A 25,777-nucleotide genomic window follows, 5' to 3' on the forward strand; every position below is an offset into this window, starting at 1 on the left:
ATATTTGCGCATCAAAATTAGAGATAGCGGCATTACCTTAATATGATTAAAATCAGTTAAAAAAGGCTTTTATATGCTGAAATTTGCCTGAGAGAACATTCGCTAAAACCATTACTATCACTATGATTTGGAACTTAATATTTATTAATCTTTTCGTGTTTTCGTTAAATCCTATTAGCATTTCAGACAAAACACTTCACTTTGATATTGTTCATAAAAACAATATAGTTGGAGATTTAATAGCCTCTAAGCGTGTTTTTGATTCTAAAACCTATTATGAAAGTTCTACAACTATCAAAACTAAAATTATAAGAGAATTTAGTGTCAACTACACATACAATGTGCAATTTTATAATGAAAATTTAGAAAAAGCTGACGTTCACATTACTGTAAATGATAAGCCACATGCTGAAACACTAACAAAATGGAACAACACAAATTACCAAATTGTAAAAGATAACACTGTAGAAAACCCAATAAACAAGACTATTAATTACGCGACTATACAGTTGTATTTTAAAGAACCTAAAAACATTAAATCTTGCTACTCAGAGCAAGATGCTAGTTTTAATACCATTGTATCAATGGGAGATCACGTCTATAAAAAAGTGAACTCAAAAGGAAATGAAAATCTTTATTTTTATGAAAAAGGGACTTTGAAAAAAGCAACAATTGACGGAGGACTTATAAAGTTTGAAATTATAAGCACTAGAATATGACGCTCTTTCTTATTTTGTATTTTCTTGTAGCTTTCATAATAATGGGAAAGTTATTACTTTATGGAATAAGGCCTACTAAAACACTCGCCTGGTTGTTAGCTATATTCACAGTTCCTGTGGGTGGAATGCTTTTTTACTTTATTCTTGGGCGAAATAGAAGAAAAAACAAATTCTATACACTCAAAAAAACCAAAGAAATATCGCAATACTATAAAAAAGTTGAAACCTATTATAATACTCTTGATAGTGCCAAAAATAGCAATGTACCACTTGCGATTAAAAAACATATTAAACTAGCTAAGCTAATTACTAAAGGATCTAAATTTCTTCCATCTCTAGGAAATGAGTTAATTCCATTAAAAAATGGAAAAGCTACCTTCGATGCTATATTTACCGCTTTATCAACTGCTAAGAAATTTATACATATTCAGTATTATATTTTTGAAGAAGGCGATTTAGCCGAAAAGTTCAAAACCTTATTAATTAGTAAAGCAAAAGAAGGTGTAGAGGTACGTTTTCTATATGATGCTTTAGGTAGTAGAACTTTAAGCAACAACTACATAAATAGTATTAAAAAAGAAGGGATAAAGGTTTACAGTTTTTTACCGATGCGATTAGGTAGACTCTTATCTTCCATTAATTATAGAAACCATCGAAAAATAATTATAGTCGATGGTATTGTTGGGTTTACGGGTGGCATCAACGTATCAGACAAATATATAAAAGGTGATCCAGATTTAGGCAATTGGTATGATATGCATCTTCAATTAAGTGGAGCTATTGTTAATAGTTTACAAGCTGTTTTCGCAATGGATTGGACTTTTGCAAGTGGAAATGACACTCTTTTAAACACAAAATATATTGTAAAACAGACTACAACAGGAAACGTTATTGCTCAAATTGTCGCAAGTGGTCCTGACTCTGATTTCTCCTCCATACAACAACTTTATTTTTCAATAATTAATAGTGCTAAAGAGTACGTTTATATTACAAACCCATACATCATTCCGGGAGAAGCTCTCTTAGAAGCGTTACAAGTTGCAGCAATGAGTGGTATAGATATTAGGTTATTACTTTCTAAAAATTCAGATAGCTTTCTAGTTAAATGGAATGTGCGTTCACACTTCGAGCAGTTACTTGAAGCTGGAGTTAAAATATATTTATATCCAGATGGTTTTCTACATAGTAAAGTGATCGTTTCAGATAATGCGTTAACGTCCATTGGCACCGCTAATTTAGACATTAGAAGTTTTGAGCAAAACTATGAAGTAAATGCACTTATTTATGATACTAAAATAACCAAAAAACTTAAAAGTGATTTTTTAAAGGACTGCGATAAAAGTAGTCAGATAGATTATAACCTATATCTAAAGAGGTCAAAAATAGACCGAATAAAAGAAGGGCTCGCTAAAGTTTTTAGCCCTATATTATAATGTAATGTAGCATTTCTTATTAAAATTCAACTTCATATCTTTGAATCACCCAATACCATTATAATGAAATTAGGATTAGTACTATCTGGCGGAGGAGCTCGTGGAGCAGCACATATAGGGGCAATTAAAGCATTTGAAGAATACGGTATTTCGCCTACACATGTTTCAGGAACAAGTGCAGGAGCGATTGTTGGCGCATTATACGCTGCGGGAATACCTTGGTCTGAAATTTTAAATTTTTTTAAAACCATCTCTATTTTTCAAACAACTAGATATGCACGGAATATGCCTGGTTTTATAAATTCGGGTAAGTTTTATGATGATTTAAAACAGTTTCTTCCTGATGACAATTTTAATGCACTAGGGAAAGAGCTTTTTATAACCGCTGCTAACGTAATTGATGGTACTTCTAAAACTTTTAGCAAAGGACAACTTATAAAACCCATTATAGCTTCAGCTTCGTTTCCTGGTGTGTTTACTCCTACCGAAATTAATGGGAAGTTTTATATAGACGGTGGGACTTTAAATAATTTTCCTGTAGAACCACTGAAGGAAGAGTGCGACAAAATAATAGGTATTTACGTCAACCCTTTAAAAAAGATAACAATTAAAGACTTAAAATACTCTTTTGCAGTTGTAGAAAGAGCTTATAAAATTAAAGTTGCCTCAGAGTCTATGCTAAAATTTCCTGATTGTGATTTAGTAATATACCCTGAAGATTTATTAAAATTTGGGACTTTTGATATGAAAAACGTAGATGCAATTTTTAACGTAGGTTATACTTCAACAATTAAAATGCTAGAAGAAAACAAGTCCGTGTTTATCTAATATTCAAAAAAAATGTTTTGTAAAAATTGTGAAATTTCAGTAATAAAATTCATTTCTAACAGCTGATATTTATCATTTATTATATTACAGAAAGTAGTCACCTTTATATATAATTTATAAAGTATTTGACTATGAAACCTAATATCTCACTCTACAAAAACAAACAAGAGTTTCGTTTATCCTTTACAAGAACTTTCCCAGAATTAGTTAAATCTAAAAAGGAAGGCAATCAAGAATTTTTTAATCAGCAAGTTTTAAAAATTACACCCGATATCCGAAAATATATTAACGGGCAATTTAACACTGCAATTAAAAAAGGTCACTTTCCAAAAAACAAGTATAAAGCAGATGATATTATTGATCAGCTTTTTATTGAAATATACAATCATATTGAAGAAGTAAATCATGAGGATGAATTTTATGTTTGGCTTTTGAAAAAAACAAACGAATTACTTGATGATGTTTTTGTCAATGAGGAATTTGACGAATTGTTTTTCAATAACATTGATGATTACTCTAAACCTGAGTGGGATGAGCTACAGGAAAAGTATAGCACTGATGGTGGTGGCGATTTACTAATGATTGAAGACTTAGACGATATGTCATACAACCACAATGACTATAGTTTAAATCATGTGTTTGTTGAAGAAAAAGAAAATGATTTAGTTAAAAAAATAGATAAAAATTTAAAAGATGAGGAGGTGCAAAAACACATAGAAATGGTATTACATAATCTTCCAACTTCTATGCGGAACATTTTTGAACTTTTCACTAAACAGCATTTGGAAATAGAAGAAATAGCTCAAATTAAAAATATCACTATTGATAAGGCTAAACAGTTATTAAAAGATGCTAAAAAAGCATTACAACTTAGTCTTTTAAACAGATATCCTAAAGAGGATTATTAAGCTAAACTTCTTTATTAAAAGACACTAACTAACACCCAAATAACTCCTATTATAATTACGCTACCAAAAGCAAAACCCACATACTTAGCAGTAGTCTTTGAGCCTTTAAATATCGCAATACCTAATTTGACAAGCATATTGCTAATGGTTGCTGCTATTATAACAGATGACGCAAGAGCAAGTTTATCTCCTTCGAGAGAGAATTTCGCCATACTAATGGTAATTGCATCAGTATCTGCTAAACCAGCAATTAAAGCAGAATAATACAATCCGCTTTCACCAAAAAACTGATTGCTATAAAAAACAGCGAAAAGTATGATAACATATACAGCTCCAAATTTTATAGCATTCAGTACATTTAATGGGTTACCTAATTTAATATTGGTATCTGGTTTAGGGTCATCCTTTCTCATTAATAATAAGGTTGCCGTAACACAAATTACTGTCAAAATCCCAAAAGGGATTGCGAGGTTTATTAAAATAGTATTGTTGAATATATAGGCTAACAAAGCAAGCCTAGGAAACATAATTGCCGATGCGACAATTATTCCTGCACTGTATTTTTTAGAAAGTTCTGGAGACTCTTTACTACTTGAGGCATAATTCCAGGCAACGGCTGTACTAGATATGAGTCCTCCAAGGATGGCCGTAAGTATAATGCCTTTTTTTGACCCTACAAATTTCACTAAAAAGTATCCAATAAAGTTTAGAAAGGATACAATTACAATTATAGAACCTATCTCAAAAGGGTTTATTAAACCATCTGGCCCATATGGTTTGTCAGGAAGGAAAGGGAGTATTAATAACGCTATAATAGTAAACTTAATAAACGCAAAAAGCTCTTGAGAAGTTATATTACTTATAACAGATCTAAACCTTGTTTTTAATGAAAGTAACGTAACAATAATTACTGCTGTTGCAACAGCATCTCTATAGTATTCAGCCGAGACCATTATCCCTAAAACAAAAGTTGCTATTAAGGCTAAATTAGTCGTTAACCCTTGACCATATTCCTCTTGTTTTTGAGAAAAATGATAAAGCGCTAAAAATAAAATAAACGTACCTAGGCTTGTTATTAATAGCCAAGGAGTAAATAATTGAGTAAGACTAGCTATTGAGAAACCAAGGATTGCAACAATAGGGAATGTCCTTATTCCTGCAAATCCCTTTTCCTCTTTAAGTTTGTCGTATTCCCTTTCTAGGCCAATGATAAGGCCTATTCCTAAGCTTATCAAAACCCCTAACATATAGGGCCCAACTAGTACATTTATATCTTGGTATGTCTGCATCTAGTATTACATATACTTCTCAAGAAACCTGAAAAACTCTTTTTTAAGCTCAGAGTATATATGTCTTTGTGTTTCTATTTTATTTCTAAACGCCACATGCTCTTTTGTTAAATGTATATCAAGCGCATCTTCACCTGTTTTGCTTTGTCCAGCAATACGAGTTTCGTGTTTATCTATAGTTTCCTGTAAATCTTGAATTACTCCTCCGTGAAGTATAAACTCGTTTTGATAGTGCTCTAATTGCGCAAGAACATCCTTATTTGTCCATCGTGAAACAAGTTCACTTAACTTGCTATTGAAAAACTTTAACTCATCTTTCCAAAATGCAAGTTCCCCTTTCCACTGCTCGTGTTCAAAGTGCATACTCGCATTTTCTAAAACATCTTTTTTCATATTAATTGTATTTAAAATTAAACTTTAGAATCACTTTAAAAAGCAACGTAAAGGTTTGTAATAAAAACAATATATAAACTGATTTAAATCAGTTCGCTAAAGTTGTTTCAGCGGTATTAGTATGACGTAATTTTCTTTCTTCGAATTGAATCTTTCTGAAATGTGCTCCATTTATAGTTTCCTTCATAAACTCCATTAGTCTCCCAATCACCATATAAAGGATTTGGCAGCACAATGAATTTTTTTCCGAAGTCTAATCTTAAACTATCAGCATTTTTATTTCTGATCTCTGTGGTACTTTTTTCAAACACAATTGAAAAATCGGATAAATTATCCCCTAGAAACATCACGATATTATGTGATTTCATAACCTCAAGACGCCTGTCTAATTTTCCACTAGTGGCATCTTTTAAAAATACATGTGATTGATCTGCAAAAGGAAAACCTACTTTTATTAGATTAGCAATTGTTTCCTTTTTCTGAAGTGTTTTTCTGTTTGAAATGTAAAAAACCTCAACTCCTTTACTCTTTGCATACTGGAAAAAATCAACCGCACCCGGAATTGCTTTTGCATTTTTAAGTGTTACCCATTCTTTCCATCGTGATGAGGTGTACTCTTCATCTAGCTCAACTTGTTTACCACTATATGGACTATTATCTAAAATAGTTTCATCAATATCTGTTACGATAGCAATTGGTTTATCAAACTCGTTTTTAGCATTTAAAATATTGTCTAACTGTAATCTCGCTAAGTTAAAAGCTTGATATGTTAAAGCTCTATACTCAGCTGATTGTTGTTGCCAAAGTATTGCTTGAATGGAGTGCTCACGAACAGGAATATTCGTGTTTATAGTTGTTATTTTGCTACTTTCGGTTTGTGTTACTTGAGTTTTGCAACCTATAAGTAATCCAAAACTAAAAAGGGTAATGAGCAATTTCTGTTTCATAGTATTTTTAATTCAAAATTATAAAAACTGACATCCTTTTGAAAAACTCAATATCTATAATTCACATAAATAACTGAGCTGTAATTTAAAAAAGTTAGTGTATTAATTTATAAGCTTGTTTCGCTATTTCTAATTCTTCATTAGTAGGGACCACTATAATTTTAACTTTAGATGCCGTGGTATTGATTTCGTTTATCCCACTAGATCTTTGTTCGTTTTTAGATTCATCTAGCGCAATTCCGAAGTATTCCATTTCATCACAAACTAGTGTACGAATCACACTTGAGTTTTCTCCTATACCGGCTGTGAATACAATTGCATCTAATCCATTCATTGACGCCGCGTAAGCCCCAATGTATTTTTTAATTCGGTAAGCATTCATTTGCAAAGCTAAAATGCAGTATGGATCTCCATTCTCTGCTTCTCTTTGTATATCTCGCAAGTCGCTATACCCTGTAAGTCCAAGCATTCCACTTTTTTTAGTGAGTAAAGTATCTACTTCCTCAAGTGTATAACCAAGCGTATTAACCATATATGAAATAATGGAGTGATCAATATCTCCACTTCGAGTACCCATAATAAGGCCATTTGCAGGAGCAAAACCTAAACTGTGATCTATACTTTTTCCATCTAAAATTGCCGTCATACTGCATCCATTACCTAAGTGGATAGAAATAATTTTAGAGTTTTTAATCCCTAAATATTCAATAGCTTTTTTAGAAACATACTTATGGCTTGTTCCATGAAAGCCATAAAGCTGTATATGCTCATCCTCATAAAAGGTATTAGGGATTGCAAACTTTTTAGCTTTTTCAGGAATAGTTTGGTGAAAAGCTGTGTCAAAAACAGCTACCTGTTTTGCGTTAGGAAAAAGTTGTTCTGCAATAAGTATTCCTTCTAGATTATTTGGGTTATGCAAAGGTGCAAGTACATCGTATTCTTTAATTTTATTTTTCACTTCGGAAGTAATCAAAGTTGTATCTGAAAAAAAATTACCACCATGCACTACACGATGCCCAATGACTTGAATTTCGTCAGTATCTTTAATCACTCCATTTTCCTGATGAAGTAATAAATCTACAACTCTTTTTAGCCCTTCCTTATGATTATCTATTCTGTCTATTTCTTCTATATCAAAGCGATCAGTTTTGTACTTTAAAATAGCTTTGTGATCACCTACACGTTCTATAAGACCACTACAAATTAAGTTTCCTGAAGGCTCTTGTATTAACTGAAACTTTATAGAAGAACTTCCAGAGTTAATTACCAATATATTCATATTTCAACGGTTTTATTAAATTCCTTGTGCTTGTATAGCAGTCACTATTACAGTGTTAAAAATATCATCAATAGTACAACCTCTACTTAAATCGTTTACTGGTTTATTTAACCCTTGAATTATAGGTCCAATCGCAAGTGCCTTCGTTTCTCTTTGCACTGCTTTATAGGTATTATTCCCTGTATTAAGATCTGGAAAAATAAACACGTTTGCTTGACCAGCAACTTCAGAATCTGGCATTTTAGTTTTACCAACATTCATATCTACCGCGGCATCATATTGTATAGGCCCTTCCACTTTTAAATCTGGTCTTCTTTGTTTTACAATTTCAGTTGCTTTTCTCACTCTTTCAACATCTTCTCCAGTTCCAGAAGTTCCCGATGAGTATGAAAGCATCGCAATTTTTGGTTCAATACCAAATGACAAACTGGTCATTGCTGATGAAATAGCTATTTCGGCTAACTGTTCAGCAGTAGGATTTGGGTTAATCGCACAATCGCCATAAACAGATACACGATCTTCTAAACACATAAAAAAGATGGATGAAACTAATGATGTTTCTGGTTTAGTTTTAATGAATTGTAGCGCAGGACGAATGGTGTGTTGCGTGGTGTGTATTGCTCCCGAAACCATTCCGTCAGCTTTACCCATATAAACCATCATTGTCCCAAAGTAAGAGACGTCTTCCATTAAATCTTCAGCCATTGCTAAATTCACGTTTTTGTGTTTTCTTAGCTCAAAGAGGGTTTTAGCAAAGGAGTCAAAATAGACTGATTCTCTAGGATTTATTACTGAAATTTTATTTAAATCTAACGCAATATCTAGCGTTGCAATTTTTTCCTCTATTTGTTTTCTATCACCTAGAATAGATATTTCAACTACATCTAAATCGACCAATTGCTTTGTCGCCCTTAGCACACGCTCATCTATTCCTTCAGGCAACACAATATGTTTTTTATTAGATTTTGCTGTTTTCAATAAGTTATACTGAAACATTCTAGGTGTTATCCCTTTGGTCTCAAACGTTATTAATCGCTCTACTAAAGCCGCTACTTTTACGTGCTTTTCAAAGTCCTTTATTAACGTGATAATTTTTTGAGTGTTCTGCGCATATATTTGTGATTTAATAGCGCCAATTCTATTAGTAACAGAGAATGTTCCTTCTTTCACTGAAATGATAGGCACTACATCAGAAAGACCTTCAATTAATTTAATAATTGAGTCTTCTGGCACTAAACCTCCAGTAAGTACAATACCGGATATTGAAGGATAATTAGCAGAAATATTGGCTTGCAATGCGCCTAAAATAATATCAGCACGATCTCCCGGAGTTATTACTAAGCCATTTTCTTTTAAATGCGTCAGGTAGTTTCTAAGCTGCATAGCTCCTACACTAAAATAACCAGCTTGATTGTTGATATGTGATTCGCCAAAAAGAATGGTAGCATCTAGTTCTTCTACAATTTCCCTTACTGATGCATTTGCTAAAAGTGGGTTTAAAGGTATTGCATTAACTATTACTTCAGAGGGTAGATTTTTCTCCAATTCATTAACAACATCACGTTGATTTTCTAACTGAACTTTATTTGCAATAACAGATAGCACTTCAACTCCTTTATCTCTAAATGAGTCATAGGCCATTTGCATACTCCCAACAAGTTCCCTCATAGTTTTCCCAAAACCGCTAGCAAGTATTATCGCTGGAACTCCTAAGTTTTTTGCGATAAGAATATTAATGTCAAATTCAATAATTGATCCTTCACCTATAAAACTAGTTCCTTCAATTAATATAAAATCGAATCGTTCTTCAATAGTTTTGTACTTTTCAATGATTTTACTAATAATCAAATCATCTTGATTATTATTTTTCATTGTAATCACATCACTTCGAGTAAATGCATATGCATCTTCGAAATCTAAATTTAGATTGAAATAGGTATTTACAGTATTAATATGGTTGTCAATTTCACCATTCTTTAAGTCATCTATTATAGGTCTAAAATATCCTACTTTAGCTGCCTTACCCAGCAACAGCTGCATTAAACCTAAGGATACAATTGATTTTCCGCTATTGGGTTCGATTGTAGTAATATATACAGCTTTGTTCATTGATTTATTGGTCATACACTAATACTCTAAATTTTAATTATATCGGTTGGAGTTTCTACTAAAATTGTTTTATCACCTCTTAAAGCAATAGGTTGCTTCATTATTTCTGGGTTATGTTGTATCATCTTAACCCAATCATCTGTAGAAAAGTTATGTGACTCAAATTTGGAATTATACGAAGGATGTTCTTGGTTTACTAAATCGACCACATCTATTTGTAATCTATGAGCTAGCTCTACTAATTGTGTTCCAGTAAGTTTTTGTTTTAAAATATCTATTTCTTGTATAGCCAGTCCTTCAGCTTTCGCATATGCTAAAGTTTGTTTTGCTCTTACAGATTTAGAGCTGTAATACAAGGTAATTTGTCTATCTGAAGTTGCAATATCTCCCATAATATTATTTTTTACTTTTATGTGTTTCTAGATGGTGATGTAATAACTGCTTTAAACTTTCGAGATACTCCTGCATTACTTTTTTATCCATATGTGGATGTTCACTAACAGGTAATGTCATTGGATTTTCATCTAAAAACTGATATAATTCAGGATAATTAGTCTCAATATTGGTAGTAAGCTGAGTAATGTCTTGCATTATTTTTTGTAAATCTTTCATAGCAATATAGTTTGTTAGTATTGTTTAACTAATAAGATACTACTTTTTAAAGTGGTACTAAATGTATCGATCATTAAATATTTCAGAAATGAAAATATCAAATACTGTTTCAATCAAAAATACTATTAGTAAGTTAGAGTTGGCAGCAGTTTAAAGGTGTAAAATTAACGATGCTTATGTGTAAAAGAAATGACATTTATCAGCAGTAAAATAGTAGCTAAAAAAATAATCTATGAAGCAATTAGAAACATAAAAAAATGCTTCACAGAATTGAGAAATATTTTTTTTTAAAATAACTTAATTGATTAATCCTAATTAGATTGAGGTTTTATTTGTTATTGCTTAATCTTAGATTTTAGATAAAATATTTTTAAAATAATTAAGCTACTAAATAGTATTAAGGAATAGTAACACATTGGTGTTCCTGAACCAGTTTTAGGGCATTCAGCATTTCCTATATATTGCATAATAGAAGCGATCAATGCTATACTACCTGCTAATCCTGTAAATAGAAAATAGAGAACACTCCATTTCTTTAAGAGATGCGCTATTAGCGGAATAAAAAAACAGATGAGAATAACAAGACACATAGGTATGTGCATTATTTTTGGACAGCCATCCCCCGTTTTAAATTCATCAACTACTAACCCACCAGCTCCATATACTCCTATCAAAAGGATTAGCAAGATCAAGTAATACGCAAACCTCCTATACATTATTTGTTATTACTGTTCTACAAGTAGAACACTCGGTTCCCTTAACACTGCTTTTAAGTTTTATACCATCCATATGTGTTACTATAAAGTCTTGTACAAATGCGTAATTCGATTTATGATTATTAACACTAATTTGAGTATCCTTATATTTTTCTCTTATTAGATTATCATACTCTTGGTCTCCCCAACAGTTAGGACAATAATTTTTAGACAGTTCAGAGATTTCTTTTTCACTTTTAGTTCCTAAGAGGTGTTTAATAAATTTCATTATAAGTTCACTTTATTTTTCAGTTTCAACGTTAATTCCTGAGACATCATCTTCCACAACAAGTAGCGGTTTTAAATCAACAACACTGTTAATTTTTGGATTATCAACACTAATCACTTTATCGTTTGAAAGGCGAACTTTAAGGTTTAGAATAGTAGTTTCTTTACCTAACCCAAACTGAACTAATGCAGTTTGATCACTAGCTAAGCCTTCACCAGTCACTAACCACTCGGTTAATTTCTTTGTTGGTGTCGTAATAGTTATTTTAGCACCTTGAACACTAACAGACTCACCTAAATCTACTTGTAGGTAATTATTAGTTCCTCCTGTATTTAAATACGCTAAAGCTGGGGAATCAATATTTACCCAAATCATATCTAAATAACCATCTTGATTAAAATCACTTACTAATGAAGTAATAGCATAGTGAGGATTTACAAGTCCACTTTCTTTTTCGGTTGGTGCAAATGTTCCATCTTCTTTTTGAATAAGAACTCTACTAGGCAATTTGAAAAGCTTATTAGGCGCTAAGTCAACATAATTTTCTGCAACCATCAAATCCTGAAGACCATCATTATTAAGATCTGCAAAAGTGCAACCCCAAGAAAACTCATAATCTGCTATTTTAGTCTCCTCAGCTGTATCTGTAAACTTGAAGTCACCATCATTTCTAAAAAGAATCCACTTCTCATTAAACAAAGAAGCATCTTTAATATCTCCTTTAGCTAATGCTCTTGGTAATGTGCTTCCTGTATTAGAAAACATAAAATCTACTAAGCCGTCATTATTATAATCACCAACAGCTAATCCCATTGGGTAAGCAAATTTTTTAGTGAGCGGATTTGGTTTCATCGTAAAAGTCAAATCTCCGTTATTTCTATACGTTCTAGCTTCTCCTGTATCGTGAACTACCACTAAGTCTAACCAAGTATCATCATCAATATCAACTAATACCCCTTGAAACGTATTATGAACATAATCTAAACCGGCTTGCTTAGTAATGCTAACATAATTTTCGTTTCCTGTGTTTAAAAGCAATTCACTTGTAGAGCCATAAGTGTAATCTTCAAAAATGGTTTGACCTTCCATTAATTCTTTTTTAAGATACGTCGCTAGAAAAATATCTAAATCACCATCTTTATCAATATCTCCTACGGTAATCCCTGCAGGATTAGATTTCTCATTCATAGAAGTATCAATTATCTTTTCGGTAAACTTCCCGTCTGTATTATAATAAATACGAAGTCCATCTTCTCTACCCAAAATTATATCAGCAAAACCATTGTTATCAAAATCTGCAGACACTACTCCTACAGTTGTAGTTGTACTTCCTTTTTTAGGTAAATTAACTTCCGATGAAATATTAACAAATTCATTATTCCTGTAAGCAAAAATGGCATCTTCTTGATTCATTCCTCCTCCAAAAAACACTTCATCTATATTATCATTATCAATATCAATTAACGCTGAAGGTGCAATAGGCAATGATTTACTACCATTGTATTGATGATTAAAATCTATTGAAACCGGCGTAAATGTTGGGATTTTTTCTTCTGAAATTGTAATATCATACTTGTCTGACACAGAGTCTCTCCAAAAAAATCCTAAAATCAAAATGATTAGAAAGAGAAGAATGACGCCTATTATTTTAAGTGTTTTTTTAAGCATTTGAATGTTGTTTTGTATAGTTTTTTAATTGAATAAGTGAAAGTGTAAATAATATGAAGTGTGTTACATTCATAAGTATAGGAAGCATATGTTTCCCTAGTGTTGGAATTAGTTTACCAATAATCACTAACAATATGAGTATCGCAATTGGACTGAAAATAGCCATCCATTTTTTATAAAAAGTTCCTCCTTTTAATATAGCAGCTACAAAAGCAATTGAGAGTGTAGCGATAACTATACGAAGTATCTTAACCAATACTTCCATATGATCTGTATAGTGAGTTAGTAAGTTTTTATATGTAGAAGGGTCTATCGCATCCTTTAAGTGGACGATATTTCCTATTGATGCTCGAGAGCCTATCCATATTCCACCAACAGCAAAAGCAATAAAACCTACAGCTAAAACAACTCTAGCTAATAATTCATTTCCAGATTTAAGCATTTTATAAATGTGGATATATCCAGCAAAATAGAACGGCAAGCCAATAACAGATAGAAAATGACCTATTGTAAGATGATTTAAAGATACAAATTCGAAAAACTCATAGTCTTTTGAGTGTTCTAAAATATCAGGAGAATAATGTAAAAAATACTCGCCTAACCCAACAAGAATAGACGCCATAAGGCCTAGATAGCCTAATTTTTTGGTTAGTTTCATTTATTTGTTAATAGGTTGGTTTCAGTTTTTGTCGTAAAATGTTAAAAATCCTTTCAAAAAAAATAAAAGTCTCTCATCTAGATATTTAATTAGTATTTAACTTTAAAAGCATCTAGTCATTTAAAACTTCACATTTTGTAATTTTTAAGTATTGTAATCCAGTTAAAAAAATAAAAGAGGCTATAAATTGATTTAGATCTGGGGTCTATAAATAGGCTTTATCAAAATATAGTTGTTTTACATATTCATTTATTAAAATAAACAAGAGGTTTAATGGAATAAAAATGAATCAAATTTTGAATCGAAAATAGTAGAAACAAAAAAAGGCTTCACATTTCTGTGAAGCCTTTCAAACTTTGTAGCGGGAACTGGACTCGAACCAGTGACCTTCGGGTTATGAGCCCGACGAGCTACCTACTGCTCTATCCCTGTAAATATCAACACTTTATCACTCTATATTTATCATAGACCTTCATAAATATTAATAGCCATTTATAAAGTGATGCCGAAAAGTGTGCCTTATTTACTCTGCAATACTATTTGGCAATGGTATTTATCTTTGATTAGAACTTCAATAGTTACTTCTTTAAATGCACACTGATTAACTTTAGATTTTAGATAACTGTAATGAGTTAGCTCAAATTCGCAAATTACACTATGGAGTATATCTCCATTATATTGTAAAATTACATTACTTGAAAATGGTATTCCAAAAAGTGTTTTAAAATCTCCTTTTATATACTCATAGTTTTCTAATTCTAATCCATTACTAAAAGTTGATTCTAAAGTCTTAAGATTAAATTCATTTAACTCATACTGTTCTCCAATCTTAAATGGCAATTCTTTTAATAAAGATTTTTGAATGCTATCTGAGTTCATAATAAGCTATTCATTAGGGTACATATTTTCAAAAGTATAATCTGTACCATTATCATTTATAGTTAATGTAGTTCCATTAATTGTACCTGTAACATTACAACTAGAAAAGACAAAACCACTATTGCTACATTGTCCATAAAAGTTTAAGGTAACATTAGGTTTATCATAGGTAAAGTCTCCAAAAATATCTTCGTTGTGAAATTCTTCTGAACCTACATCATAAAATGGATGACTAATTCTCATATCATTACCTACAGAGAAATAAATATAGTATCCTCTATTACTTTCTTCATGCTTCCATTCTGTTTGATTAATTGAATCTGGTGTTGGAATATTATTACTGCTATCATCATCACTAGAACAAGCTGTAAATGCTAAAATGGCTATTAATGCTAAAAAAATATTCTTCATAATTTATTATTTATTGGTTAATTGATTTTTTATTAAAATGGCAAGTCATTATCTGCTTCATCTAAAAAGCTAACAGGTTCTTGCTGTGTTTGTATTTGAGGTGTAGGCTGTTCACTATTTACAAGCTCTATTCTCCAACCTTGAATAGCATTAAAGTATTTAGCAACTCCCTCAGGGTTAATCCACTCTCTACCTCTTAAATTAAGAGCTATTTTCACTTCTTGACCTACATCAAAGTTATCTAGCAAATCACATTTATCTTGAATGAATTCTACTAGTATATGCTGAGGATATTGGTCTTCTGTGGTTATAACTATTTCTCGTTTCCTGAAACCATTAGCACCTATATTTTGTGTGTCATTTATGACTTTAATTTTTCCTGTTATTTCCATATTTTTTGTTTTAAAATGGTGGTGGTAAGATGTATTTATAATACAAATCCATCTCTTTTGTGTTTTTCTTTACTTTTGGTTTAGCATCTAATTTTTCTATACGCCAACCATATAAATTATACTTAAAATCTTTAATGCCCTCAGTATTTTCATATTCACCTCCAGTAAGTCTTGCAAATACTTTTACAAACTGACCTACAGATAAATTATCTAGGTGTTTTACTCTTTCTTTAGAAAAAGTTATTTGATACTCACTACAACAGAAATCATTAATTGAAAGCACTATTTTTTGTATTGGATAACTTTCTGCATATTTCCTTTCAATAAATTCTATTTCGCTAATTGAGACTATAGTTCCTTTAAATTCTATAGCCTGAGCATCTTCAATAATACTCATATATTTAAGCGTGTACTTAAAATCATTTGGGTCTAAAATCAAATCATTTAATTTTAAACTAAAGTGAGTGAGTTCTCTATTATCATAAAAGACTGATGAAAATAATTGATACTCATTTTTATTTTCTTCTTGAAAATAAAACCATTTTTCTAGTTTAGAAATACTATCTTTTATTGAACTATACTCTTTTAACTGTTCCTTGAAATAAGTTTCTTTATGATAGATTTTACTTAAAATAGACATGCTACCATATAGTTTCTCAAATTCCCTTTTTACTAATAATTCTACTGAATTTAGTTTGAGTCTATTGTTTTTATTTTCCAATAGTTCAGCAGTTATTTTATAATTGTTTTTATGTTTTTTTAGCCATAACTCTATAGTTTCCATACTACAAAATTCTTTAGTACAAAACACTTTGTATTCTTGTATTGGGTTAGAAATTTGAGTATGTTTTTTATATGCTGAAGTTTCTTCTGGCTTTATAGAAAAGTAATAGAATTTGTTTAATGTTGGATTACTTTCATACAATATTTCACTGCAAGAAGTTTGAAAATTGTAGTACTTATTTTCATCTTCTAGGTAAGTCAAAGTAAAGTAGTCTTTAGTTACATTCCCAACAAAGCAAAACACTTTTTTATCTTTATTACAAGTACATACACCAATACCTTTATGAATTTCTAAATGAGTATTACCACTTGCTTTTATCTTTATAAATATTTCGTTTAGTTTTTCTAGAAATGAGTTGTTAGAATATTTTTTGAAAGCATTTTTTACTAAAATTTCTTTTAGCGACTTAGTATTCATTTCACTAATGTGCTGAATGAACTGTAGTTTGCTTGTCATATTTTTATTAATTCCAATACTTTACCTTTACCAATAAATCTGTCACCTCCTATAACCTCCATATAAGTATCTTCACCATTTTCTGTAATATCTATTACAAATGGCATCTTTCTAATATTTTTAAGTTCGAGAACCAATATTTTATTTTCTACCCTATGATACTCATCTTCATTATTTTTTAATTCATTTAGAATTTTTTCATTTTCAACTAACAAATCAAAATAGAATTTATATGTCTCTATTGCCACATAATTCTTGTTGTTTTTTGTGTAAATATCATGAATAGTGTAATATTTCATTAATTGTTTACCAGATTGTATTACTGGGTTAAATTGATAAGAATAATCAAATCTATTCAAATCTGTCATTGAATATTTAATTCCATATTGTGACTTTATTTCTTCAATTTTGGAAGTTCTTTTTTCTTGTATTTCTACTTTTTGCTTTTCTTCTTGATTACAACTAAAAAGTAGTATTAAAACAAATGGAATTATTATCTTTTTCATCTTTGAGTTGTTTTTGAATGTTCTGGAATTAGTTAGGGTTTTGAGCTAGATATTTTACTAAAGAGTTCTAAAGTTCTTTATCTTCAAGTATTAAGTTTGGATATAGTTTTTTAAAATCTTCGGTTATAATATCTACATCAATATTATAATTTCTACCTAAATTTTCAAATGGAATTAAGTATGTGCCATTTCTTGTTTCGTCAATAAAGTTGTCATGAGTAACGTAGATTCCTTTACCTCTTTCAATTTTTATTGATTTGATTTTATCCACACCTACAATTGCAGTATAGCCATTAATATTTTTAAATCTAATATTTCTTTCATCCCATTGAATATATTTCTTTTTTCTATACAACAATAAAAATGACACTAAATATGTAATTGCTGAAACTATTATGAACATTGATTGTTTACCTTGAAAAAATTGAATGTATTTAATCAAAATGTATTTATATATTAAGACTAATACAAAAGTCGGAAGTAAAGCACTTTGAAGAGAACCAAAAATTGGATTTCCATAATAATATATTCTTTTAATTCCTGTTTGAGCTAATCTAAATTCGTAATTCATAATTTTTTTTATAATAAGTGTATTGTTAGTAAAACTATCATTAAAATTGATAACACTAAATAAACCCAAATAGTTTTTATATACGGGTTAATCATATATTTAAGAATGTTACTTGGAATAATGAAATTCAATATTTTTATAATTATAGCTGGGAATAAAAACCAACCAAAAACAAACAATAATAGGCTATAAATCCAATAGAATTCATTGAAGATGTTAATTGCCAAAACAATATATCCTATAATAATAGTTGCTCGAAATGAAATTATTAGAGGGTCATTTTCTTTAATTCTTGATAAAATTGCATTATAAATACCAAATATTATAAATGATACTGCAAATAATATGTAATAGTAGTTCATCTTGGATTTTTTTTTTAAAATTTAAAACAAAAATACTTTTTTATCATTTATGATAACCAATACAACTCACTTAATTATCATTTTTGACAACTTATTACCAACTGTGTCAAAGTACTCATATTGGGTTTGACACCACTGGCAGAGAATATACAAGTCAAGATGATAGATAAAAAGCAACTTCAATTATTGGTTGGTAAACGAATTAAATTGTTAAGGGAGCAAAAGAATATACCTCAACAAGACTTGGCTGCTAAATGCAATATTGAAAAATCTAACTTTAGTCGTTTAGAGGCTGGAGGTACTAACCCTACAATTTACACGCTTTATAAAATTGCAGAAAACTTAGATGTTTCTGTGTCTGAATTGACAAAAATAGATTAATCATGTTGCCAACAATATGAATCTCCATCATTGGAAACACAATGTTTACATTGATTTCCTGTGCTTTTTGCTGTGGCTTGACATTGGCTATACTTACACTCTACAAAACTGTAATTAGAGTATTGACTATCATTATTTTGTGAATTATCAATACTTGTAAATGATAGTAATGACGCAATTCCTAATATAAATACTATATGTTTCATATTTCTGCTTTTAAATCTAAAGCAAAAATAACCCACAAATAAGTACACTTAGAGGTTTTGCAACCTTGCAACTAATAATTTATTCATCAGCATCCATATTTAATACAGCATCCATTCCTGAAAATCCTATTTTTCTTTCTGATATTTCTGAAGTGTTTCCAATTGAGTTTTTCCAAATAATCAAATCGCTTCTTAAATCTATTTTTTTAGGTTTATTTTTACCTCCATCAATAAAATAATACTGTGCAATACTATGATGCATCACTTTTGTAAAGGCAGATTTAATTCGTGACAAATGCACATAAATTGCATTAGAACTTGTGTTAATTATATCATCAATACTTTCATTTATCTTATCAAAATCTAATCTATTAGAAATTGATTTATAGTATTCCAATAGTTCTTTTTTATGAGAATTTAATTCTGTTAATAAAATACCTTCAGGATGATTTAAGAATAATAGATAAATACTTTTTGTTAGATGGCTTAACTTAATTTCTAAATTATAATCTCTTAAGAATATTGTAAAATTTTTATCAATTTTGAGTGTACTTAATTTGTCTAAATGGGCTGTGTGTTGTGTTTTTAAATAACCTTCTACTATAGGTAATATTTGCAATAAATTACCTTTATTTTTTAGTGTTTCAAATTGCTCTAAGATAGCATCTACAGTTTTCTTGGTTTCATCGTCTAATTTAATGTTATCATCTGAATCAGATTCACCAAAATAAAATGGCAGTTCATCACAATCTTCTATACTTAGTCTCTTTTGTTTGTAGTCATTTAGGTAGCCATCAATCAACTTTCTAAAACTAGCAATAGAAGTAGATTCAAACTGTATAAATTCACAATTGGCATCTATTGATAGTAAACCTGTTGTAATATTACCTTTATAACCTAGATAATTTTTAAGCGTTTTAAAATCTAAATTTCTCCATACATCATCTAAAGTCAATCTAGGATAGTGGTACCTTAATGGTTTTAGTATGCTGGATATGTTTGTTATTTCTGATAAGAGTAAAAACCGTTTTCCTTCAGTTTTAAAAGTTTCTTGAATAGCATTATAGTTGGATTTTATATAACTAACAACATCTTCCTGATTGCCATTATCTATAAATATAACATAGTCACTTAAATCTACTCGTTGAAAAAAATCAGTAGTAAATCTATCTATTTTTAATGGGTTGAAGGTATCCATAGATTAGAGAACTAACTGGTATTTACCTCTTATATAATTGTTGTAGAACTTTCCAAATGAACTAGCAGCTTTAAAATTATGCCATACTTGTTTTGGTACATTTTTAAATAAATAATTTTTCTTTGTCGTTTTTAAAACTAAATAACCTTGTGTACCATCACAACTATAAAAATCAGCATTTGTAATCCAAGAACTTGTTGAAGTGTTTACTGAATCTGTAAAATTAAAAGTTGCATTTGTAATTTTAGATACTGCCTGAGAATAACTTGTGTAAGTTGCTGGTAAGGTTTCACAATTTTGTGAATTACAAGATACAAATCCTACCAATACCAAAACGAATAACATTTTTTTCATCTTGTAAAATTAATACTTTAAGATTAAAATTTGGCTATTAATATTAATCTGTACTATTTTTAAGTTTAATTATATACTCATAAATACTGTCAATTAACTTCATGTACACATCTAAATCATCGAAAAAGAACTTTTACAGAATACCATTATCAGCAAAACTATAAAAGTTTTCTTTGGTTACTATAATGTGGTCTAATATTGTAATATCTAGGTATTCACCAGCCTTTTTTAGCCTTTTTGTCAACTTTCTATCTGATTCACTAGGTTTTAAATTTCCAGAAGGATGATTATGTGAAATTATAATACTTGAAGCATTACATTTTAAGGCTACAGCAAATACTAATTTTGGGTCAACTACAGTTGAGGCTACTCCGCCTTTTGATAATGAATACACACCCAATACAGTATTACTTCTGTTTAATAGTAAAATTTTAAATTCCTCTTGTAATTCTATGATATTCTTATCCCAAGATTCTAATAAAATAGCATAACTATCTTGACTGTTTTTTACCTTTAGTTTCTTTTGATTACTGTTTGTATATGAAATACTTATCTCTGAAATTTTCATTTGTTTTTAATTTTATATTCCTAGGAAAATAATTGTTAAAATGCTTGCATATTAATTTTAGAACATATAACTTTGCACAAGAAGGTTTCTTTCTGAAACGTATCAGAGAAATTCTTCCCAAACTTTTATTACATAGGAGGAGGGAAAGAGAAGTAAGGTTTCTTTCTTTTTGGTTCTTTTTCTTTCTTAAGCAGAATTAAAACTGAAGAACTCTATTATTAATCCTACACATTCTTACCTTCAAGACAATTAATATCTCTACTAATAATAACATATTTTAAATCCTAGAGGTAAGTGCAAAGAAGTACACTTTATTGCATATAGATACTAATACCTTCATGATAAATAATATACCATCACACAATATTAATATGTATAGTAATAGGATTAGAATTTAACTATCCTACTATTTTTTATTTATGTAGGTATGAGCAAGTAAGGTCTATTTTACCACTTCTGTCAAACACTAGTATAGTAATTTGACACAAGTGGCATTTATAGTATACTTTTTTTTGGCTATTCTTTTTAAATAAAACCTAACTCATACAAAAACAACTACTTTTATTTATGTAGGTCTGTAACAAATAAGAATAAATTAGTTAAGGTATTCTACACATTAAATAAAAACAGTCCAACCTATAAAATTATAGACTGGACTGAAATTTTTATTCTACTGGCTCTAAAATACCATTAGACGAGAATACTTCTGAATTTGCAATAACATTCTGCTCATACTTAATAGCCTGTTTCTTTGGCTGTACTACCTCATCAGTTGTGTATACCCATCTGTGATTTAGAGTAATTTCTTCTCCTGTATCTTGGATTAGATACGTAAAAGGCTCACATTCTTCTTTAAAGATTCTGCCTTCCATTTCAGCACCTATTAAGGCTGAACAAGTATCTTCATCAAATGTTGAAGGTATAAATGCTCTTTTTGCAGTTGCGTAGAAATTGCCTGTCTCTTGAGACTTAACCATTTCAATGCCTCCTTGTAGTTCCAAAACAAAGAATGAAGTTCCATCTTCTTTGTCTCTTTGTTTGTAATTAATAATTCTTACCATAGTTTTATGAATTTTTGAGTTGATAAATAACCACGAAGAAAATTATAACAGTACAACATATACACCTCAACTATCACCTTGAGTTTGTTATCCTGCCTGTAAAATTTTCTTTCTATTAATGTGGTAGGGAGGTATTTCCTTTCCCAGAAATTCGTGGGGGTTTTGCACAAGGTATGGCAGGCACTCACAAAGCATCAAAAAAAATAATTTTTAAAATTTTTTCTTGAATAATTTATCTTATATTTGACATATTCTGACAAGAATTAAAAAGACAAGACAATGCAACTATCTGAGTTATTAAAACAGAAAAGAGAAAAAAAGCAACTATTAATGAGAGAAGTAGCCTCATTGGTAGATGTTGATACTGCTATTATTAGTAAAATTGAAAAAGGAGATAGAAGACCTACAAAAGAACAATTACTAAAATATGCCACTGCTTTAGATATTGATTACAACAAATTGTTAACCCTTTGGTATAGTGATAAAATATACCATGAAATTAAAGAGGAATCTTTAGCATTAAAGATTTTGAAGGTAGCCGAAAAAAGAATTAAACAAGAATTAAAAAATACATAAGCCAACTTATATGTCATTATTTCAAACTTCTGTACTAAAACAGCAACTTAATTTACAAGATAAAGACAAGGTAAATAAAGCTTATAAAAAGTACGTTAAGTATTTTTTAAACCCTACTATACAAGACAATATACGTAGTTCTAAAGAAGAAGAATACCAAGGTATATTTCTAACAGAACTCTTTGTAAATGTATTAGATTATACTTTAAAGCCAAAAGCAGATTTTAACCTAGTAGCAGAGTATAAAAATCAAACTAATTCACGTAAAGCAGATGGTGCTATCTTACACAATAATATTGCTGTTGGTGTAATAGAACTAAAAGGAACAAATACCAAAGATTTAGAAAGTATTCGTAAACAAGCATTTGATTATAAAGCAAATCAAAAAGGTAGTATTTATGTTATTACCTCAAATTTTGAAAAATTACGTTTTTATATCAATGATGCTACAGAGTTTGAAGAGTTTAACCTTTTTGAGTTAACTAGAGAGCAGTTTCCCTTATTCTATTTATGCTTACAAAAAGATAATTTACTAAACAATATACCACTACAAACAAAGGAAGCTTCTGTTGTAGAAGAAGAACAAATTACAAAGCAATTTTATAAAGATTATTCTTTATTTAAACGTGAGTTATATAGAGATTTAGTAAAACGAAATTCTAAAAGACTTAAAAACACACAAAACCAAACTGAAAATTCAGATAGTTTAACCCAAGAACAACAAGCAGAACTATTACGTTTAGAAAAAAATGTAAAACTCACACTTTTTAAAAAATCTCAAAAATTAATAGACAGATTCCTGTTTATCTTCTTTGCAGAAGATAGAGGTTTGTTACCAGCAAATAGTACTGAGCAGATATTAGACAAATGGAAAGCAGATATAGACTTTGGAGATGAAAGACCTTTATACAACCTATTTAAACAATACTTTAGGTTTTTAGACCAAGGTAGGCAAGGCACAAGTAGTAGAGCAGAAATTTACGCTTACAATGGAGGTTTATTTAAAGAAGACACCATTTTAGATAGTTTAGAATTAGACAATGATTTACTCTACACATACACTAAAAAACTAGCAGGATATGATTTTGAAAGCCAAGTAGATGTTAATATACTAGGACATATTTTTGAAAACTCTTTAAATGAAATTGAAAGTGTAAATGCAGAAATTGAAGGTGGTGATTTTGATAAACAAAAATCTAAACGTAAAAAAGATGGTGTGTTTTACACACCAAAATACATTACCAAATACATTGTAGAAAACACTATTGGAAAGCTTTGTACAGAAAAGAAAACAGCACTAAACCTTAAAGAAGAAGAATACTTTAAAGGCAGAAAAAACAGAAATAAAAGTACCATTACAAATTTAGTAGCCACACTAGATAATTACAGAGATTGGCTACTACAACTCACTATATGCGACCCAGCTTGTGGCTCTGGAGCATTTTTAAACCAAGCTTTAGATTTTTTAATAAAAGAGCATAGTTATATAGACGAGTTAAAAACAAAAGTATTAGGTGGTGGTTTACAATTTAGCGATATAGAAAACACCATATTAGAAAACAATATTTATGGTGTAGATTTAAACGAAGAATCTGTAGAAATTGCAAAACTATCTCTTTGGTTAAGAACAGCACAACCACGTAGAAAATTAAATGATTTAAGTAGCAATATAAAATGTGGTAATTCTTTAATAGACAGCAAAGCAGTAGCAGGAGATAAAGCTTTTAATTGGGAAGAACAGTTTCCACAAGTATTTAAAAAAGGTGGTTTTGATGTAATTGTAGGGAATCCTCCTTATGTAAGGAATGAATTAATTTCACAATCTGATAAAAAGTTTCTAAATAAGAATTATAAAACCTTTACAGGGAAATCTGATTTGTATGTATTCTTCTTTGAAAAGGCATATCACTTAATCAACAAAAAAGGTGAAGTAGGTTTTATTGTTTCAAGTAAATATACTAAAACAAAATATGGAAAGATTTTAATTGATTTTTTATTGAACAACACACATATCAGCACATTTATTGATTTTAAAGATTTAGATGTTTTTGAAGGTATAGTCGCTTACCCCTCTATAATATTATTTAATAAAGAGTATAAAACAAATATTTCAAGCAATCTATTAGTAGTCACCAATGATAATTATTCAGAGATAGAAAATCAATTTATTAATTCAACAAAAGTAAATCAAAAAGACATATTTAATAAGCTTGGAAGTTGGTCTTCTAAAGGCTCAAATGATGAACTCTTTGAACTCTTAAAAAAAATAAACACCAATAACTTAAAGTTGGAAGATTTTGGAATAAAGCCACAAGTTGGAATAAAAACAGGTTTAAATTCTGTATATATTTTTAATGCTAAAGAAATTCCAGAAATACTTGTTGAAAACGAGTTATTATCTAGTTATGTTGTTGGTAGAGAAGTTAAACGATATAACAACATAAATGAGCAAAACAAAATTTTATTCCCTTATGAAACTGTTGATAAAAAAATTAAACTAATACAAAATTTTGACAATAATGTCTGGGAGTATTTATCTTCTTTTAGAGATAAACTTTCTAGTAGAGCAATAATCGATAAAGGTATTGAAAAAGGCAATAAATCTTGGTATGAGTATCAACAGATAAAAACAGATTTTGATTATCAAAATGAATATATAATTTATCCTGACATATCTTCTGATGTTAATTTCACTTTAGTTAAAGATTCATTAATGGATATGACTTGTTTTGGCATCCCTTCAAACTCAAAGTCTTTACTAGGTATATTAAATTCTAAACTAATAAAAACAATTTTAGAAATTGTTTGTGTGAAAGCAAGAGGTGGCTATTTAAGATTAAAGAATCAATATATATTAAATCTTCCAATACCTGAAAATTTTGAAAACTCAAATATTTCTAGAACAGTTGAAACTATTTTGAATCAAAACATAACCTTACAAGAGGTATCTAGTAAATTCCAAAGAACGCTACAAAGAAAGTTTGAACAACTAGAAAAACTACCTAAAAAATTAGAAAATTGGTATGAGTTATCTTTTGCAGGTTTTACAAAAGAATTAAAGAAGAAAAAAATAAAATTAAGTCTAGGAGAAGAAGCAGAATGGGAAGATTATTTTTTAGCAGAACAACAAAAAGCACAAGCTTTACAAACCCAAATAAACCAAACAGATAAAGAAATAGATGCTATGGTGTATGAGCTGTATGGCTTAACAGAGGAAGAAATAGCAATTGTAGAAAATAGTTAAA

Annotated in this window: 29 protein-coding genes; 7 read left to right on the forward strand and 22 right to left on the reverse strand. The window is 29.8% G+C overall.

Translation table 11 applies throughout. The features are described from left to right. Positions 1–122: 122 nt before the first annotated feature. From GBH57_RS01055 to GBH57_RS01070, 4 genes are all read left to right on the forward strand, one after another. Positions 123–719, forward strand: a complete 597-nt coding sequence (locus tag GBH57_RS01055) for a DUF6134 family protein (protein WP_151672200.1) — start codon at positions 123–125, stop codon at positions 717–719. Then, positions 716–2,152, forward strand: a complete 1,437-nt coding sequence (gene cls, locus GBH57_RS01060) for a cardiolipin synthase (protein WP_151672201.1) — start codon at positions 716–718, stop codon at positions 2,150–2,152. Before GBH57_RS01055 ends, cls begins: the two co-directional genes overlap by 4 nt. 63 nt (positions 2,153–2,215) lie before the next feature. Then, on the forward strand, positions 2,216–2,980 hold the full coding sequence (locus GBH57_RS01065; RefSeq protein WP_151672202.1) for a patatin-like phospholipase family protein: 765 nt from the start codon (positions 2,216–2,218) through the stop codon (positions 2,978–2,980). Between the two features lie 131 nt (positions 2,981–3,111). Beyond that, the gene (locus GBH57_RS01070) at positions 3,112–3,888 is read left to right on the forward strand and encodes an RNA polymerase sigma factor (protein WP_151672203.1); all 777 of its coding nucleotides are present in this window, start codon (positions 3,112–3,114) and stop codon (positions 3,886–3,888) included. Positions 3,889–3,902: 14 nt separating this feature from the next. Here the strand turns inward: GBH57_RS01070 and GBH57_RS01075 are convergent, their stop codons facing one another. The 17 genes from GBH57_RS01075 to GBH57_RS01155 form a co-directional block, all read right to left on the reverse strand. Next, entirely contained in the window at positions 3,903–5,177 is a 1,275-nt protein-coding gene (locus GBH57_RS01075) for an MgtC/SapB family protein (RefSeq protein ID WP_151672204.1), read from the reverse strand. A 6-nt stretch (positions 5,178–5,183) separates the two neighbouring features. Beyond that, complete coding sequence (locus GBH57_RS01080; protein WP_151672205.1) at positions 5,184–5,570, reverse strand: hypothetical protein; 387 nt, start codon at positions 5,568–5,570, stop codon at positions 5,184–5,186. A 116-nt stretch (positions 5,571–5,686) separates the two neighbouring features. Next, the gene (locus tag GBH57_RS01085; RefSeq protein ID WP_151672206.1) at positions 5,687–6,517 is read right to left on the reverse strand and encodes a 5'-nucleotidase, lipoprotein e(P4) family; all 831 of its coding nucleotides are present in this window, start codon (positions 6,515–6,517) and stop codon (positions 5,687–5,689) included. Positions 6,518–6,611: 94 nt separating this feature from the next. Continuing rightward, positions 6,612–7,796 (reverse strand): acetate/propionate family kinase, encoded by a 1,185-nt coding sequence (locus tag GBH57_RS01090; RefSeq protein ID WP_151672207.1) that lies wholly within the window; start codon positions 7,794–7,796, stop codon positions 6,612–6,614. 15 nt (positions 7,797–7,811) lie between these two features. Next, a complete protein-coding gene (pta, locus tag GBH57_RS01095) occupies positions 7,812–9,905 on the reverse strand; it encodes a phosphate acetyltransferase (protein WP_151672208.1) in 2,094 nt (697 codons plus the stop codon). Positions 9,906–9,931: 26 nt separating this feature from the next. Next, on the reverse strand, positions 9,932–10,297 hold the full coding sequence (locus tag GBH57_RS01100; protein ID WP_151672209.1) for an arsenate reductase family protein: 366 nt from the start codon (positions 10,295–10,297) through the stop codon (positions 9,932–9,934). Positions 10,298–10,301: 4 nt separating this feature from the next. After that, entirely contained in the window at positions 10,302–10,517 is a 216-nt protein-coding gene (locus tag GBH57_RS01105; RefSeq protein WP_151672210.1) for a hypothetical protein, read from the reverse strand. 335 nt (positions 10,518–10,852) lie between these two features. Next, positions 10,853–11,191 (reverse strand): hypothetical protein, encoded by a 339-nt coding sequence (locus GBH57_RS01110; protein ID WP_151672211.1) that lies wholly within the window; start codon positions 11,189–11,191, stop codon positions 10,853–10,855. A gap of 34 nt (positions 11,192–11,225) precedes the next feature. After that, entirely contained in the window at positions 11,226–11,501 is a 276-nt protein-coding gene (locus tag GBH57_RS01115; protein ID WP_151672212.1) for a hypothetical protein, read from the reverse strand. A gap of 12 nt (positions 11,502–11,513) precedes the next feature. Further along, on the reverse strand, positions 11,514–13,169 hold the full coding sequence (locus GBH57_RS01120; RefSeq protein WP_208997611.1) for a CRTAC1 family protein: 1,656 nt from the start codon (positions 13,167–13,169) through the stop codon (positions 11,514–11,516). After that, positions 13,162–13,827, reverse strand: a complete 666-nt coding sequence (locus GBH57_RS01125; protein ID WP_151672213.1) for a DUF6796 family protein — start codon at positions 13,825–13,827, stop codon at positions 13,162–13,164. Before GBH57_RS01125 ends, GBH57_RS01120 begins: the two co-directional genes overlap by 8 nt. Positions 13,828–14,346: 519 nt before the next feature. Beyond that, positions 14,347–14,706, reverse strand: coding sequence for a hypothetical protein (locus GBH57_RS01130; RefSeq protein WP_151672214.1), 360 nt, complete (start codon positions 14,704–14,706; stop codon positions 14,347–14,349). Positions 14,707–14,712: 6 nt separating this feature from the next. Next, positions 14,713–15,117: a hypothetical protein gene (locus GBH57_RS01135; protein WP_151672215.1), complete on the reverse strand. Its 405-nt coding sequence runs from the start codon at positions 15,115–15,117 to the stop codon at positions 14,713–14,715. 32 nt (positions 15,118–15,149) lie between these two features. After that, on the reverse strand, positions 15,150–15,509 hold the full coding sequence (locus GBH57_RS01140) for a DUF3127 domain-containing protein (protein WP_151672216.1): 360 nt from the start codon (positions 15,507–15,509) through the stop codon (positions 15,150–15,152). A gap of 10 nt (positions 15,510–15,519) precedes the next feature. Further along, positions 15,520–16,749, reverse strand: coding sequence for a DUF3127 domain-containing protein (locus tag GBH57_RS01145; RefSeq protein ID WP_151672217.1), 1,230 nt, complete (start codon positions 16,747–16,749; stop codon positions 15,520–15,522). After that, entirely contained in the window at positions 16,746–17,255 is a 510-nt protein-coding gene (locus tag GBH57_RS01150; protein WP_151672218.1) for a hypothetical protein, read from the reverse strand. Before GBH57_RS01150 ends, GBH57_RS01145 begins: the two co-directional genes overlap by 4 nt. Before the next feature lie 67 nt (positions 17,256–17,322). Next, entirely contained in the window at positions 17,323–17,826 is a 504-nt protein-coding gene (locus GBH57_RS01155; RefSeq protein WP_151672219.1) for a hypothetical protein, read from the reverse strand. A 521-nt stretch (positions 17,827–18,347) separates the two neighbouring features. On the opposite strand from GBH57_RS01155, the gene GBH57_RS01160 reads away from it, so the two are divergent. After that, positions 18,348–18,569, forward strand: coding sequence for a helix-turn-helix domain-containing protein (locus GBH57_RS01160; RefSeq protein ID WP_151672220.1), 222 nt, complete (start codon positions 18,348–18,350; stop codon positions 18,567–18,569). Here the strand turns inward: GBH57_RS01160 and GBH57_RS01165 are convergent. The 5 genes from GBH57_RS01165 to GBH57_RS01185 all read right to left on the reverse strand — a co-directional run bounded on the left by GBH57_RS01165 (position 18,566) and on the right by GBH57_RS01185 (position 21,956). Then, on the reverse strand, positions 18,566–18,775 hold the full coding sequence (locus GBH57_RS01165) for a hypothetical protein (RefSeq protein ID WP_151672221.1): 210 nt from the start codon (positions 18,773–18,775) through the stop codon (positions 18,566–18,568). The two genes, GBH57_RS01160 and GBH57_RS01165, sit on opposite strands and share 4 nt — an antisense overlap. 79 nt (positions 18,776–18,854) lie before the next feature. Further along, the gene (locus GBH57_RS01170) at positions 18,855–19,973 is read right to left on the reverse strand and encodes a hypothetical protein (protein ID WP_151672222.1); all 1,119 of its coding nucleotides are present in this window, start codon (positions 19,971–19,973) and stop codon (positions 18,855–18,857) included. A 3-nt stretch (positions 19,974–19,976) separates the two neighbouring features. After that, entirely contained in the window at positions 19,977–20,327 is a 351-nt protein-coding gene (locus tag GBH57_RS01175) for a KTSC domain-containing protein (protein WP_151672223.1), read from the reverse strand. Positions 20,328–20,460: 133 nt separating this feature from the next. Beyond that, the gene (locus GBH57_RS01180; protein ID WP_151672224.1) at positions 20,461–20,895 is read right to left on the reverse strand and encodes a JAB domain-containing protein; all 435 of its coding nucleotides are present in this window, start codon (positions 20,893–20,895) and stop codon (positions 20,461–20,463) included. Positions 20,896–21,560: 665 nt separating this feature from the next. Beyond that, positions 21,561–21,956, reverse strand: coding sequence for a hypothetical protein (locus tag GBH57_RS01185; protein WP_151672225.1), 396 nt, complete (start codon positions 21,954–21,956; stop codon positions 21,561–21,563). A gap of 279 nt (positions 21,957–22,235) precedes the next feature. Here GBH57_RS01185 and GBH57_RS01190 point away from each other — a divergent pair, with 279 nt between their 5' ends. After that, on the forward strand, positions 22,236–22,532 hold the full coding sequence (locus tag GBH57_RS01190) for a helix-turn-helix domain-containing protein (RefSeq protein WP_151672226.1): 297 nt from the start codon (positions 22,236–22,238) through the stop codon (positions 22,530–22,532). A 10-nt stretch (positions 22,533–22,542) separates the two neighbouring features. Further along, the gene (locus GBH57_RS01195) at positions 22,543–25,776 is read left to right on the forward strand and encodes an Eco57I restriction-modification methylase domain-containing protein (protein WP_151672227.1); all 3,234 of its coding nucleotides are present in this window, start codon (positions 22,543–22,545) and stop codon (positions 25,774–25,776) included. Position 25,777: the final 1 nt, after the last annotated feature.

The sequence above is a fragment of the Patiriisocius marinus genome, from assembly GCF_008974325.1.
Taxonomy (GTDB): Bacteria; Bacteroidota; Bacteroidia; order Flavobacteriales; family Flavobacteriaceae; genus Patiriisocius; species Patiriisocius marinus.

Bases quoted from the DNA above. Each gene is read 5' to 3' on its own strand.
- GBH57_RS01055 (WP_151672200.1), top strand. From the start codon at position 123: ATGATTTGGAACTTAATATTTATTAATCTTTTCGTGTTTTCGTTAAAT.
- cls (WP_151672201.1), top strand. From the start codon at position 716: ATGACGCTCTTTCTTATTTTGTATTTTCTTGTAGCTTTCATAATAATG.
- GBH57_RS01065 (WP_151672202.1), top strand. From the start codon at position 2,216: ATGAAATTAGGATTAGTACTATCTGGCGGAGGAGCTCGTGGAGCAGCA.
- GBH57_RS01070 (WP_151672203.1), top strand. From the start codon at position 3,112: ATGAAACCTAATATCTCACTCTACAAAAACAAACAAGAGTTTCGTTTA.
- GBH57_RS01075 (WP_151672204.1), bottom strand. From the start codon at position 5,177: ATGCAGACATACCAAGATATAAATGTACTAGTTGGGCCCTATATGTTA.
- GBH57_RS01080 (WP_151672205.1), bottom strand. From the start codon at position 5,570: ATGAAAAAAGATGTTTTAGAAAATGCGAGTATGCACTTTGAACACGAG.
- GBH57_RS01085 (WP_151672206.1), bottom strand. From the start codon at position 6,517: ATGAAACAGAAATTGCTCATTACCCTTTTTAGTTTTGGATTACTTATA.
- GBH57_RS01090 (WP_151672207.1), bottom strand. From the start codon at position 7,796: ATGAATATATTGGTAATTAACTCTGGAAGTTCTTCTATAAAGTTTCAG.
- pta (WP_151672208.1), bottom strand. From the start codon at position 9,905: ATGAACAAAGCTGTATATATTACTACAATCGAACCCAATAGCGGAAAA.
- GBH57_RS01100 (WP_151672209.1), bottom strand. From the start codon at position 10,297: ATGGGAGATATTGCAACTTCAGATAGACAAATTACCTTGTATTACAGC.
- GBH57_RS01105 (WP_151672210.1), bottom strand. From the start codon at position 10,517: ATGAAAGATTTACAAAAAATAATGCAAGACATTACTCAGCTTACTACC.
- GBH57_RS01115 (WP_151672212.1), bottom strand. From the start codon at position 11,501: ATGAAATTTATTAAACACCTCTTAGGAACTAAAAGTGAAAAAGAAATC.
- GBH57_RS01120 (WP_208997611.1), bottom strand. From the start codon at position 13,169: ATGCTTAAAAAAACACTTAAAATAATAGGCGTCATTCTTCTCTTTCTA.
- GBH57_RS01125 (WP_151672213.1), bottom strand. From the start codon at position 13,827: ATGAAACTAACCAAAAAATTAGGCTATCTAGGCCTTATGGCGTCTATT.
- GBH57_RS01130 (WP_151672214.1), bottom strand. From the start codon at position 14,706: ATGAACTCAGATAGCATTCAAAAATCTTTATTAAAAGAATTGCCATTT.
- GBH57_RS01135 (WP_151672215.1), bottom strand. From the start codon at position 15,117: ATGAAGAATATTTTTTTAGCATTAATAGCCATTTTAGCATTTACAGCT.
- GBH57_RS01140 (WP_151672216.1), bottom strand. From the start codon at position 15,509: ATGGAAATAACAGGAAAAATTAAAGTCATAAATGACACACAAAATATA.
- GBH57_RS01145 (WP_151672217.1), bottom strand. From the start codon at position 16,749: ATGACAAGCAAACTACAGTTCATTCAGCACATTAGTGAAATGAATACT.
- GBH57_RS01150 (WP_151672218.1), bottom strand. From the start codon at position 17,255: ATGAAAAAGATAATAATTCCATTTGTTTTAATACTACTTTTTAGTTGT.
- GBH57_RS01155 (WP_151672219.1), bottom strand. From the start codon at position 17,826: ATGAATTACGAATTTAGATTAGCTCAAACAGGAATTAAAAGAATATAT.
- GBH57_RS01160 (WP_151672220.1), top strand. From the start codon at position 18,348: ATGATAGATAAAAAGCAACTTCAATTATTGGTTGGTAAACGAATTAAA.
- GBH57_RS01165 (WP_151672221.1), bottom strand. From the start codon at position 18,775: ATGAAACATATAGTATTTATATTAGGAATTGCGTCATTACTATCATTT.
- GBH57_RS01170 (WP_151672222.1), bottom strand. From the start codon at position 19,973: ATGGATACCTTCAACCCATTAAAAATAGATAGATTTACTACTGATTTT.
- GBH57_RS01175 (WP_151672223.1), bottom strand. From the start codon at position 20,327: ATGAAAAAAATGTTATTCGTTTTGGTATTGGTAGGATTTGTATCTTGT.
- GBH57_RS01180 (WP_151672224.1), bottom strand. From the start codon at position 20,895: ATGAAAATTTCAGAGATAAGTATTTCATATACAAACAGTAATCAAAAG.
- GBH57_RS01185 (WP_151672225.1), bottom strand. From the start codon at position 21,956: ATGGTAAGAATTATTAATTACAAACAAAGAGACAAAGAAGATGGAACT.
- GBH57_RS01190 (WP_151672226.1), top strand. From the start codon at position 22,236: ATGCAACTATCTGAGTTATTAAAACAGAAAAGAGAAAAAAAGCAACTA.
- GBH57_RS01195 (WP_151672227.1), top strand. From the start codon at position 22,543: ATGTCATTATTTCAAACTTCTGTACTAAAACAGCAACTTAATTTACAA.